Origin of the sequence: Nostoc sp. (genome assembly GCF_036917935.1) — a bacterium.
In the GTDB taxonomy this organism is placed as follows: Bacteria; Cyanobacteriota; Cyanobacteriia; order Cyanobacteriales; family Nostocaceae; genus Nostoc.
Genome location: NZ_JBALEL010000012.1, coordinates 112607 through 125975 on the forward strand (window position 1 = coordinate 112607; position 13369 = coordinate 125975).

Consider the following 13369-nt stretch of genomic DNA (forward strand, 5'->3'; position numbering starts at 1 on the left):
CAACACCTCTGTAGAGATGTTGCATTCCAACGTCTCTACATCAAAATTTTTGCAAATAATCCTTAACTGAACATTTTTTTCGTAGTCTAAGGTGTTTCTGGAAGAATAGGTTCACCGGCAACATCATCTAAGCGGATGCTGCCTAACAAATTTCGCCACTCTGCTTTTAGTGCCGCATCTTGAGGATTTTTTTGACGTAGTTCAGCCAGCGTCGTCAATGCCTCGTACCATATCCCCTTTTGGGCATAGATAGCATAGCGCTTTAGAGGTTCTGTAGTTTGTAGCTCTTTGACTGTGGCTGGATTCAGTTCGATTCGTTGTATTACCCCTTCAACAAAAGTTGGGGGAGAATTCTTTTCCTTGTCACAGTTAATGGTGAAAAACCAGCGGTATTGTTTGTTTACTGCTAAAGCGGGAGCAGTGGTAGGCAAAGAAACGCGGATGATTCCTGGCTTATCCGAAAGAGCGATCGCCTTTTGGTAAATCTCATTAGAGTCCTGATCTTGCAGCACAAATTCAACTGCATAAGGCGAATCTTTGGTATATGGCACATAGAAAAACCAACTTGGGCGTTCTACTGTTGTTTGTCCCCAGACATTAATTACTGAGTTATCTTCCTCAGTAAAGGACACTAAAGCAGTCAGGTCAAGTTTAGTCGGTGGACATGCAGCCACTTCCCCGCGCTTCGCTCCACCACGAACGCGACCTCCAGGAGGGGAGCCAGCTGGAATTGGAGGTTGATTAAAGGTTGTGGCTTGAGCGAGAGTCGTTTTAGGATCAGAGCGTAGGCGTAGCCCGCCTTCGGCAGCGCTACGTGAAGAACCAAGAGTTGGTTTCGCCAGTACTGGAGTCAGGCTAGCTAATAAACTTGTACAGCTAAAAGCTAATACTAAAAACAGTTTTATCGATTGTGAATTTGAATTCATAAAAACCTGACCTCATCCGATTTTAGATTTTAGATTGGGCATTAGTTATTCTCCCTGACTCCCCATTCACCACCCGCGCTTCTGTTTTTGAATTATTATAAATTGACATCAAGCCCCCCATAACTACCAGCGATAAAGCCGACGGTATAAACGGCACCCAAGCACCCGAAATTAACAGACCAAAGCAAACTACATACAAAACGCTAGAAGTAATACCGATTGCCAACGCCAACCAGGGTAACGAAAGCCGGCGCCAAGCCAAAACTCCCCCGATCAAAGACCAGCCCCAAATCCAGGCCACCTCCGCCCACCATGACCAAGCCCGCAGCAACGGCCGCCCATCCTGGACTGCACCAAGGATCTGGCTGACCATCTGAGCTTGTACCAGCACTCCTGGCATTTGCTCATCTAAAGGAATGCCATAAGGTGTCGGCCAAGTATCTGGAGAATCCCCTTTTGCTACCACACCAATTAGAACAATCCGGTCTTTAATCGCGTTGGGGTTAATCGGACTAGATAAAAATTGTGTTAGCTTCACCTGTTCGGCGATCTCTTTTGAAGAACGATAGTTGAGTAAGATTTGACCGCCATTAGCATCAATATTTTGATAGCCGCCACTACGAGGTTTCAGATTCGGAAAAATAGTCTTACCCAACTGCAAATTTCCTTCAGGGGTGAACTTTAGTTGAATTCCTGAAGAGCGGAGATAGAGGGATGCTAGTTGTAAACTGAAGGAATAAGGGGCAGAACACAATGATGTCGTCTCCTGATTCATGAACAGAAGATGCCGACGAATAACTCCATCGCGATCGTGAATAAAGTCACTGAATCCCAGATTTTCTGGGGGGATTTCTGGTGGCGGCTTAATGCCTTTGATATTTCCTGAGCTATCGCTCCCCTTGCATACGCCAACCAAGTTCTGAGTTTGCTGGAGACGAGTAATTAAATCTGGCTCTTTGGCCTGAAAATCACGGTATACATCCAAGCCGATCGCCCGCGGTTGGTACTTATTCAGTTTTACCAGGAGTTTATTGAGAGATTTTTCGGAAATAGAAGCTCCGATCAAGGACTCGTTATTTTGTCTTTGAATTGCCAGATCATCATCGTCAATTGTGATGATCAACAGTCGGGGATCGAGACCTTCGGCAGGGCGCGATCGCATCATCAGGTCAAAGGCTTGAATCTCTGGATTTTCCAGCAATCCTACCAATCTCACGCCACAAACCAAGAATGTAACCGCCAAGCTGGATAACAAAGTTCTCTTAAATCTGCGTCTAGTAGACAGAGCTAAATTCGGTATATCTTCGCTTTTGGTAGACCTTAATTCATCCCAAGTCGGTGGTATCTGCGCCGGATTTTGGCAAATCATTGGTAGCCAAGTTGCACAAGGAAATCGATCCTCAAGTCCTTGCAAGCGTTCCCGCGCTTGGCGTACCGCTTGATATAAAGACTCGCCACCGGCAAAGCCTTCGAGAAAATACTTTAAGAACTCCTTGGCAACCTGATCTGGGACAGGTTCGCGCATGACGATCATTTGAGGAATTTGCAAATCAGCCAATTCTCGCGCCAATCCCAATCCATCACAGGAGTTGAATATAGCTAATTGCAAACCATTTTCAATGGCTTTTTTGAGAGCGTACTTTAACTCGCCAATGGTCAGACTATCAGTTCTATTCAGGTAAATTCGTCCGGTTTCTCCATTTTTGTTACTGGAACTGTGTCCGGCAAAGAAGAGAATATCCCAGTTTTTTCCCCAGAGATGGTCAGTCAATTCCTTACGCTGTGGTTCTACTAGAAAGCTAACCTCTGCGTTACTACACTGTTGCAGTAAAGCTTGATCGGCTTGGGTGTCAATCCCCTTACTATTGCCCACAATTGCCAAAATGTTGACTAATTGATTGGAAGGGCGTGGCTTCTGAATGCGATCGTAGGATGGTGAAGAAAGGGCGATTTCAGCTTTGGGATAGCGTTCTAACAAGTCCCACAAATGCCAGGGTAATAGCTGCAATTGGCTATTTTCTGTTTGTAAAATTACCCGTACTTCTTCCGTGGACGATAATCTTTCTAACCATTTTTCCCTCAAAGGGCGAAACTCCTCTGCTCGCAGCCAGGTATTAAAGCGTGCCCGCAAAATATGAGAAGCGTTTTCGCAGTCTTGAACCATTGATACATTCGTCACCTGCATTTGGTCAGCATGGAGACGATAACGATTGCCTATCTGCCGATAACTAGACTGCCAATGACTATAATAAAGCGGCATTTCAGGGAATGAAGGTAGCCTCCCTGTGATTTCTGTTGCAGCCCGCTCGTGTTCTTCACCAATTTGGAGGGTGAGAGCAAACCCTTGCTCAAAACTACCTTCTCCGAATTTGATCACCACTAACTTACCCATAACCGTCGCTATCTCCCTGTGCAAGATCACGCCCTGTTCTAATGTCTGAATGCAAGCACCACAAGCGTCTACAGACTTTTTCCCAAATCCCCAAAAGCAGCCTTGGATTTTTAATTTTTAATTTTTAATTAACGAATTACCATTTAAGAAATTATCGACAAAGAGGGAAGATAGCTACATATTTCAAATTCGGAAATATTCGGTAATGCTGGTATTATCCAAGGCTACCCTAACGCTAAATTGCTCTGTGGGTTCACCACGAAACTGTAACTGAATGTAGTTGTCTAATTTTCTAGATTGAGCGTCTAGAAATATTGTTCCAGAACTATCTAGAACAGTGAGATGAACTCCTAGCGGCAAGTAGATTTGATTTCCAGTGGCGTGCAATTGGAGATGAATATTAGTTTGTTGATCCTTTTCGGGGCTGATTTCCACAATCAACATCACAGGTTGGTTGAGAATTTGGATACCTAAATCAATCAGTTTTGCCCGTTTAGTAATTGATTCTAGTCGGTTAAGAGCATCTGGTTCCAAAGTTTCAATACTGCGAAAGGCATAAGTGGGTCTGAATTCCGGCACATTCCACAGCGATTCAATAGTCTGCCAGCCAGTCTCAAATATACCAGCAAACCACTGACTCAAATTCACTAGTGAATTAACTGGGGATTGGCGCAGTTGCCAAATGTGGTCGATAAACGCTTCTAATGGTTGCAGTTGCGCTAAAGGCAGTGTTTCAGTTGCGACACTAGGGATAAAACCAAGCAGTTTCGCTTCTTGGAGCGATTCATCAAATTGAACTACTAAATAACCCACCCGTTCTTTCCAAGTTTCTGGAGGAATAGAACATATCTGCTGATCTAGATGGACAGGACGACATTCCAGACGGCCAATTGAGGGCACCTCTAAGTCAGCTACATTCGCACAAAGTCGTATGATGGGGTTCCAACTGTCACTACCTTGAAGGTCAGTAGGAATATCCATCATCTGCAAGTAGTCATTCACCACCCATACAGCCAGAGTATTCAGCCGGACTTGCTCTGCTTTTTCAGTATTTGGCTGCTGGTCAGCAAATTGCTGGGCAGTTATGCGAGCTGTTTGGGAAATCGGCAATTTTAAAACGAAATCGTCTAGCTGATAGGTGGAGTTATTCATAAGTCAATCTCTAGGGATCAATGCTGCTATGTATCTATCACCCATATTGACTAAATTTATGCCACAAAATTGAATACTGGAAAAAGAAAATTGGGCATTGGGGATAGGGCATGGGGCATGGGGTATGGTTATTTTTCTTCTCCCCTCATCTCCGTTGTCTCCCTCATCTCCGTTGTCTCCCTCATCTCCCTCATCTCTCTCATCTACGATTGCTCCCCTGCTTCCCCTACTTTCCCAACGCCCCCCAATGCCCAATCCCCAAATCACAACCAATTGCCAATCAATACATAGGCAGACCAAAAGCTTGGCGCTCTGTAGTTGGGATGTTTCAGCAGTTTTAGCTGGGCACGGTGGACTGCTTCTGCTTTGGTGATTTTGCCACTCTTGAGTTCTCGATAGAAGACACTAACAAACATCGCTGTTGATTGATCATCAATCTGCCACAGGGAAGCTATGGTACTACGTGCCCCAGCTCGTACAGCTGCTCCTGCTAGACCGAGTGCTGCACGGCTGTCTCCTGATGCTGTCTGACAAGCACTCAAAACTAATAGTTCTACTACGGTTTTACTCTGACTGCGGAAGAGAGTATCAAAATCTTTGACATTGATCTGACCATCAAAATCTAAAATAAAAGTGTCTTCAAGGCGGGAACTAAACTGACCGTGGGTTGCCAAATGAACTATGTTGAATGAAGCACCACCAATTTCACTTTCCAAATTCTTTTTCTTAAAATCCCCATCCAGTAGGCTGGTTGTCGAGACTCCTGCTTTAGTAATGCCGTCAAATTCAGATTTGATCGCCAGCAATGGTGCAAACTTGGGAAATCCTGGGGGCGGCTGAGTCAGTCCTGCGGTTAGCGCTCTGAGCTGCTGTTTTACCAGCGGTTTCGGGTCGAGGAGTTGTAGACCGACGCTTAGGGCGATCGCATATTTTTCTACCAAGTATTGTTTACCATCGTAGAGAGCTGCCATTGGTAAATTGCGTAATGGGCCATCCAAAACGAATACTAGAGTATCGACGCCACTTTTTTGCAATTGTGACTCAATGGGTTTAAGCAGCCAGTTGTAAACTTCTTGCGATTGAGTTTGGACAATCTTAGTAGCAGTAGGGTTGACAAGATTTCTTCGCAAATCGACTAAGAGTTTCTCTACTTCTGCTTGGGAAATCTTGGTACTGTAGCTTTGCAGGGATTGTTTAGGAATTTTGACAATTACCTGGAGTTCGTCACGAAGAATAATTGGATAAAGGATGGCAGCCTTGGAATTATCTTGGTCTACGACTCGATCGAGGGCTACTCTCTGACCTTGCAGACAAGCTTCCCGAAAGAAGTCGTCTAATTCTGCTAGTTGGAGTGCTTCAATCCGCTCGCGTGCTTTCTCCAATATTGTTTCATTTGGTTTTCCTTGTTGAGATTGCAGCAGTAACTCTACTGACTGGCGGTAGACGGGTTCTACGCTGTCCCGGAAGTTGAATTGCACATCCTGATTCACTACATCTTTATTGGCTACTAAATCTCTGCGGAGAGACTTGAGAGTGTCCACAGCAGCATCATAAGCGGCGATCGCACCATTAATATCTTTTTTTGCCCAGAGCAATCTACCTAACTGCCATTCCAAGCTATAGGTAATTTCTGGTGTATTGCTACTCTGTGCCAAAGCTAATCCTTGCCGCGTCAGGTCTTGCGCTTCTGACCACTGTCTAGTTTCTTCGTACAAGCCGCCTAAACTCTTCAGAGCATAAGCCTCTGCCCGCTTGTCCCCTAAACTGCGGGATTGCTGGATGGCACTAGCGAGTAACTTTGCTGAGTCTTTTATACTGAATCCTGAGTAAAAATTCTGACTTGATGCTTGCAATACACCACTCTTGACTTTTGCTAAACTTTGTGAAAAGTTAACAGCAGCGTAAATACTCGCACGGCTGAGGGGGAGTTGCTGGAGTTGGGACTCAATCGGCCGCAAAAGAGTTTGAACTTTGGCCCATTGTTGATCTTCAATCAGTAGTCCCAGGTGATTGAGTTGCGCTTGGATTTTTGTCAGGGGCGACGGAGATGCTGCGACTGTTTGTTGATAATAGGCGATCGCCTGTTGCTTTTGGTCTTGTTTACGGGCAATATTCCCCAAGCTGAACAGACTAGCCCCAATATCAGCGCTTGATTGCAGATTTTGAGCAATGATCAGACTTTCTTCTAACGCTTGGCGTGACTTTTTGAAATCGCCCAATACCAAAAGGGTATCACCGAGCGATCGCAAACTCACTGTCTTTTCTATAGAATCTGGTTGAGATTTTAACGTCTGACTGATTTGATCGAGTGTTTTGACAGACCGAGGGTAAAATCCTTGGCTGCGCCACGCCTGTGCTTGATTGATTAGCGATCGCACCACGCCACTTTTATTATCTGCTTGCTTGTAAATTTCTTCTGCTTGCTGCCAAGTTGCCAAAGCCGCCTCAGACTGTCCCATTGTCAGTTGCAGACGACCTTGAATATCTAGTGATTGGGCAAGTATTTGCAGATTTTGGTTTTTATCCTGTCCTTTGAGTAAATTTAAGCTCTCTGTAATTGCCTCCTGCGCCTGACTCCATGCACCAAGTTGCTGGTAAGCGAGGGAAAGATTACTCAGTGTCGCGGCTAATGTCAGGCTCTCCCCTTGCTGCTTATATATTTGGACAGCCTGTTGTAACACTTCTACAGCTTTGGCAAAGTTACCAGTACTGTATAAAAATTTACCCTGTTTTAGTAGTGAGGCGGCGTCAGTGGTCACAACCAGTGATGTCAGACTGTTTATTGGCTGTTGGGATGAGGAATTGATTGAACCAGGAACTTTTGCTAGCACCGGTGAACCGACAATGCATAGCAAAGCGATCAGGAAGTACAAAGGCAAACGTAAAAAGTGAGCCAGCGCGGTAAGCCAGTGCGCCCTTGCGGTTTTGCGACTTGTACCCCTGCTTTTAAACTTTAGAGAATTCGCGCCCAAAATCCTAGTTGTTTTAGCCATGAGCATGACAAGAGGTAGATAATAACCAGAAACGCATAGGATGAACTATAGGTGCTTTGGCTACCAGGGTAATGTTACCATTCCTATCCCTCACCGATCTCTGAGCTTCCACAATCTTATTTATTAGCAAAGTATAGTTAAAAGGCGATCGCTAACCTTAACCAAAAACCCACCGAAACAGTGCCGGGTAAAAAGTAAAATTAACTAGGCTTAGGCATTAAATCAATTCCCACAAGTGAGTGCCTCGGCTGAAAATGAGAAGATTTATAAGTAATACTTATTACTCAGCCCTGGCTCAACCCTAGCTATCCGCTAACTGCACTGATCATAACAATCCCTCCAATTCTGCGAATTTACGCAAACGCGGTAAACATTGGCGCTGATAAAAACTGCTTAATGTCGGAATTGACAACCCAAATTCTTCAGATAAATCTTTCCAGCTAACTTCCGGTGGTAAGCGTTTGAGAATTAACACCTGACAATTCACATCTGGACGCCCTTTAATGTAAGTATCGCGCAGTTCTCCATCAGAATCTGCCTTCACCCATATCTCCAAGTCTTCCAGAATCGGAGGTGCTTGGGGACTAGCCTGTAGGTTATCTACAGGGTCAATGGTTTCACTTGTTCCACCTGATGTAGACTGACGAATTCTCAGAGGGACTGTTGTGGCTTGTTCCCGGTTCTGGTTAAGGTAAAAGTCTTGTAGTCTCCGTTTTAGGTAAGCGTTCAGCCAGGTGATGACACTGCCATAAGTGGGATCATATATTTGACCTGTCAAACCTTCACAAACATTGCGACAGAAATACAACCAAGTTTGTTGTAGTGCGTCTTGATAGTAGGGAGTAGTTTCCCTCCAGAGTCTACTTGCTGTCAAGCGAATAATTTGCGTGAGCAGCTTCTGACGCTGAGGGCTTCCAGGTTGGTGTCCACAGGCTTCTGTAACTAAGCGGCGTAGCTGTTCATCGAATTGAACCATGACAATCTTGGCGAAGAAAGCAAGAATATCTTAGTATTGCGTATAACAACGCCCTAAAAATTACCTTTGGTCAAGATGCTGGATCTTTTTTAAAAGGGAATGGAGAATGGGCATAGACCATTGGGAGGTTTGAGGCTCTGACCCCTACCATATTGAGTATATTCAGGGTAGGGAGTACCGCGATGCATTCAAAATGACTTGAATGCACATTTATTTAAGATTTTGAAACAGCAGTAATAGTTTTTTCTAATGACTGCAATGCTGTCAATAATTTGTCTTTTTGGGGTTTAGAAGCTTTAAGTTCTGCTGTAACCTCATCCAGATTTGTCTCTATAGTTTCATAATTATTACGAGATTTAACTTTGATACCGTCCTCAACTTCTTTCCAAGCATCTTCAAATTTGTCAAATTCTTTTTTAGCTTGAACAAAGTTACCAGATGTAACTGCGGCTTTAGTTTTGGATACTATAGTTAGTAAATTATTATTACCTGTAGTGGTTGTTGTCGCTGGGGCTGATGCTACGCTAGCATTAGGAGTCACCGCTGGGGTAGTAGTAGCTTGTTCGGGACTGTTGCAGCCTACCAAAGCTAGTAAGCTGATACCTGCAACGATCGATATTAGTTTGAAACGCTTCATTGTAAAACTCCTCGATTAATTATTAAGCTGTAGTTGACGAAAGTAAATAGTCTGCTGTTTGCCAGCATGAACAGCAACATTTATGAGACTAGTCTCTACTAGATAAATATATCACTTAACCCTATACTTATTTTTAGAATAAGTTTGCAAAGGTAAAGAACATACGTCGAAAACTCAAAGCCGCAGTAGCAAAACATGATTTTATCGAAACTGTTTACCTGCTTGGTATCGGCTTAACCAAAACTTCTAGAAATAAAACCAAACTTGTGGTTAAAAAGCTGATCAAACCTTGGCGGGGGGGAAATATTTTAGTTAACCACCAGTTTCGCGCTACCTGTTGGCGACTACTGTTATAGCGGTTCTGGCTTGAGTGAGATACAAGAACCCCACCCCCCTCCCCGCAAGCGATGAGGGGACTATAATGTACCTTATTTAGGAAACGCTATATCTTATTTGTTGGTGATCATGCTGGAGATGGGACAGCTAAGAATAACCTCGCTTCTTGGAAACAGGTAAATCGTCTTTTATCTGTCTGCCTTGTCTCTGGTTATACAACACTTGATGCCAACAGCAAAAATCGCTCTCAACCTTTTGAGAAAGTCAGCTTAGTGATGAATCGACGTGAATTTTTTGGCGAAAAAAAGGTAACATAGGATGGGAATTTGACTAATTTTTTATACAGGAGATAATAATTTTAGGCATTGCTTCCTTTGCAGGATAAATTGGCGGTTGTAAGCATCGAAATTTCGATCCATATTGGATTAAATTATCCTATGATTCAGCTACGCCCAATTTTAATAACCACTTGTATAAAAATAATAACCTTGCTGGAAGATTACTATGAAACGAGCATTTCGCAAGTATCACCGCACGATTGGCATCATTATTTGTCTACCTTTAATATTAACTGTATTGACTGGAATGCTGACAACTATTGTTAAGGAATGGCCGATTAGCACTGGACTTTCTTCTAGTTTACTGTTAAAAATCCATACAGGAGAAATTTTACATTTACAAGCGATTTACCCAATTTTGAATGGATTGGGATTGATTGGTTTGCTGGTGACAGGAATGAGTATGTCTGGATTATTTGCTCAGAAAAAACGGCGCGACATCAATAATTAAGATTAGCTTATTCGAGATTTTAGCAGGTTGTGTGAGGAGTATTTTCAATAATACCTTAAGACTTATAGCGTTTCCCATTCAGATGCGGTACAACATTTATCACGGGGTGTAGGGGCACGGCAGTGCCGTGCCCCTACGGGTGTACCTCACTCTCCTCAATATAATCCCAGCCAGGATAGGAAATTTTCCCACCAAGAATATGTGAGATTACCTACACTCAACTTCATTTTGTTGCGAATATCTTGGATTTTCCAGTTAGTTAGTTTAGCTAGAGTTTGCGCCTCTTGTTCAAAACGTTTGGCTAAAGACCGCTTATATTCTCTACCAGCCTGACATTTGAGTTCCCCTTGAAACGGATGTTGTAAAACATAACGTCCTTGGAAAGATTCACTGTTGGCAGTTTGTTGAAATATCAAGTCTTCAGGGAATTTGTCGCGGGTGTAGCGAACGTGCAACCGGGAGATGAAGACATTATTACTTGTAGGAAAGGAACGACGAAAGCCGGGTTTTACTGGCACATCGCTTGTAGAATTATCATCTAGCCAAAATACACCTGCTTGCTTGAGTTCCTCTGGGGTTAGGGGTTCGGCAGAACAAGGATCGCAACTACCCATATCCCAAGCGTATTCTAAAAAACCAACTTTCCTGTCTTCTTTGGTGTAGACAGTTTGAAACATAGATTTGTAGAATTCACCAAATTCATCTTTGACAAACAAGGGAATGTTCGCGTCGGAGGGGATTTTCACCGTCCGGTAGTTAGTGATTTCTGCCTGTCCTTGGGGCGAGAGGATGTAGACAATCAAATCCTGCTCTGTCGTGGCATTGATCATGCCCAAACGAATTGGCAGCATGAATTTGGGTGATTGGTAGGAAATTTGTAGCGGACGGAGGAACTGATAGCCAGATTGCTCGAATTTATCTAAGTTGACTTTGGCAACAAAGAATTTCATTGAGGAGCGAATGTAAGGCTGAAGTAACTGTTTGGCACCTCTGGGGATTTTGTAGCCACTGCGTTTTAGCCAAGTTTCCAGTCCGCCAGATTCTTTCGCACTGAGGATCACAATGTCGTATTCGCCAACGTTGAAACGTGCTTCCACCGTTACACCCAAACTAGCATCGCCCCTTGCTCTCCCCGCCTCACTTCTGGCTGCTGCTGGCGCTGGTGCTGTATCCATCAAATCGGTATTACCTGTTGGGGCACAAGGATCTGAGTCAAAATATTCTACCAATCGCGGCGCACTAAAAGCATCTAGCCGCTCAATAATCTTCGGTTCAGTAACGCGAACTTGCTCTTTTTGCAGCACCGTTGGCACAGGTATTACTATTGCAAAATCTTTGACTTCGCCTTGAAAATCGTTTGCCATTGTTAGGATAGTGCGATCGCCATCCCGTGCGATCACCACCTGAGAAGCTTTGTTATACAGTTTTGTATCAGCCTTGGCTACATAAAATCCACAAAATGCCCAAGCTGCGGGTGCAAAGCACAAAACAGCTACAATCGCTAACAATAATGGTGTTAAAAGTCGAAAAATCTTCATTTTATACCTCTACTTTTTTAAGTTCTACCCCTGCTCCCTCATCTCCCTCTTGCCAAGCAAACCTTGGGGCTAACCAGAGAACATCTAGCAAGATGCTCAACGGTGCAAGGGCAAACAGCGCCCAGAAAACTGCTGTGGAAACAAAGAAATAATTTCGCAGGATAAAAGTTAATCCGGCGATGCAAACTGCCCAAACTACACGCCCAATTCGGGAATTGGGGATCGATCGCGGATCTGTAATCATAAATAGGGCGAACAGCAGCAAAGACCCGCTCATCAATCGGTGCCAGTAAACATCCCAAGTCCAACCCAACCAGAGATTGCGAATCGCCTCTAGCAAAGAGTAAGCACCCAAAAAAGCTGCTGTGGTGTCCCAGCGACCAATGCGCTGCAAAATCATGCCGCCAGTGCCGACAAATAATAGCCCATACCACCACTCTTCACCCCATTGTCCGGGCGAAACCCAAGCATCGGGGGTGAGAATCAAGGCAGATATGATGCCAAAATTGGCGGGATTGAAGAAATGCTTATCGCCGACTTGGAAGATAAATTTGCTAGCGATCGCAATTGCTGCGGCTATTGCCATTGTCGTCCAGTGGTCAGCCCGCAACAGTAAACTGAGTCCCAGTGAGGTAATTAAAGCACTGCGAAGATTGGTTACTTCTTGTTTGCCTGTTACCCATGACAATATCCATTGAGTTGCTAGACTTGTGGCGATCGCTACCCCAATCAATTCTGGTCGCAGCGTCCAATCTCGTGTACCGATTCCCAAGACTAGGAACAAGCCCAGAAATAAAATCTGATAATCTCGTATATCTTTGAGCAACATTACCCTTTTATTCAGGGATTCCCCGTAGATTTCTCATCAATCTAGACGAGTGCTAGGTCAAATAGTATTGCTGTTACAGATTTTGTTACAAAATAATGCATTGACAGACCAAAGCGATCGCTCTGACGTTTGAACTTTTTATGGTGAATTTTAAAAATAACCAAAAAAGGTAGAGTGCGATCGCACCCTACCTTTTTCAAGTTAATTGACCGAAGAAGCTCTTGAGCAGAGAGATTTGGGCATTGCTGATTAGATGTATGAATCTTGGTGTAGAGACTAGCAATAGCAACGTCTCTACAAAGGTTTTGAAATCACGCAAAATCATTTTCATCCCTGAATTCAGCAACGCCGAGATTTGCTATTTGTAAGAGCTAAATTACTCAAGAGCGTAGGGAAGCCACAGCATAAAGATATGGAATAAAAGCAAAAGATTTATACCAGCACAACGTCCAGATTAACTGAGAAGCCAGAAGGTTTGTTCTCGATGGTTGCGAATTGATACCCTAAGAAGAATAAGTTACCATTAGTGCTGTTGTAGCTGAACTGGTTGTTAGAGCTAGCGCCAAACGCAGACTTGGAAATCTGGATTTTGTCACCCTCTGTCCACTGGAAGTCTTTGATGATGTCGATACCTTCGTATTTGCTATTGAAGACAAACTTATCTGCGCCAGCACCGCCATATAGTACGTCATTACCTGCACCACCATTGAGAACATTATTAGCGCTACTACCAACAATCGTATCGTTGCCAACTGTACCAATTAAATTCTCAATGCTGACCAAGGTATCTGTGAGAGCAGA

General features: G+C 43.9%; 10 protein-coding genes. 1 reads left to right on the forward strand and 9 read right to left on the reverse strand.

The features are described 5' to 3' along the window. Window positions 1–86: 86 nt before the first annotated feature. The 6 genes from V7K62_RS05925 to V7K62_RS05950 all read right to left on the reverse strand — a co-directional run bounded on the left by V7K62_RS05925 (window position 87) and on the right by V7K62_RS05950 (window position 9076). Window positions 87–926: a DUF928 domain-containing protein gene (locus V7K62_RS05925; RefSeq protein ID WP_334862628.1), complete on the reverse strand. Its 840-nt coding sequence runs from the start codon at window positions 924–926 to the stop codon at window positions 87–89. A 22-nt stretch (window positions 927–948) separates the two neighbouring features. Continuing rightward, window positions 949–3318 carry a CHASE2 domain-containing protein gene (locus V7K62_RS05930; protein ID WP_334862630.1) on the reverse strand — a complete coding sequence of 790 codons (2370 nt, stop codon included), beginning with the start codon at window positions 3316–3318 and terminating at the stop codon, window positions 949–951. Between the two features lie 183 nt (window positions 3319–3501). Next, window positions 3502–4470, reverse strand: coding sequence for a DUF1822 family protein (locus tag V7K62_RS05935; RefSeq protein WP_334862632.1), 969 nt, complete (start codon window positions 4468–4470; stop codon window positions 3502–3504). 263 nt (window positions 4471–4733) lie between these two features. Beyond that, on the reverse strand, window positions 4734–7463 hold the full coding sequence (locus V7K62_RS05940) for a CHAT domain-containing protein (protein WP_442937228.1): 2730 nt from the start codon (window positions 7461–7463) through the stop codon (window positions 4734–4736). A gap of 325 nt (window positions 7464–7788) precedes the next feature. After that, complete coding sequence (locus tag V7K62_RS05945) at window positions 7789–8439, reverse strand: sigma-70 family RNA polymerase sigma factor (protein WP_334862636.1); 651 nt, start codon at window positions 8437–8439, stop codon at window positions 7789–7791. A 214-nt stretch (window positions 8440–8653) separates the two neighbouring features. Continuing rightward, window positions 8654–9076: a DUF4363 domain-containing protein gene (locus V7K62_RS05950; protein WP_334862639.1), complete on the reverse strand. Its 423-nt coding sequence runs from the start codon at window positions 9074–9076 to the stop codon at window positions 8654–8656. An 840-nt stretch (window positions 9077–9916) separates the two neighbouring features. On the opposite strand from V7K62_RS05950, the gene V7K62_RS05955 reads away from it, so the two are divergent. Continuing rightward, window positions 9917–10201 (forward strand): peptidase, encoded by a 285-nt coding sequence (locus tag V7K62_RS05955; RefSeq protein ID WP_334862641.1) that lies wholly within the window; start codon window positions 9917–9919, stop codon window positions 10199–10201. A gap of 155 nt (window positions 10202–10356) precedes the next feature. Here the strand turns inward: V7K62_RS05955 and V7K62_RS05960 are convergent, their stop codons facing one another. The 3 genes from V7K62_RS05960 to V7K62_RS05970 form a co-directional block, all read right to left on the reverse strand. Then, window positions 10357–11739, reverse strand: coding sequence for a DUF2330 domain-containing protein (locus V7K62_RS05960; RefSeq protein WP_334862644.1), 1383 nt, complete (start codon window positions 11737–11739; stop codon window positions 10357–10359). Window position 11740: 1 nt separating this feature from the next. After that, complete coding sequence (locus V7K62_RS05965; RefSeq protein WP_334862646.1) at window positions 11741–12568, reverse strand: RnfABCDGE type electron transport complex subunit D; 828 nt, start codon at window positions 12566–12568, stop codon at window positions 11741–11743. 432 nt (window positions 12569–13000) lie between these two features. After that, on the reverse strand, window positions 13001–13369 hold a 369-nt coding region (locus tag V7K62_RS05970), incomplete at its 5' end, for a M10 family metallopeptidase C-terminal domain-containing protein (protein WP_334862648.1).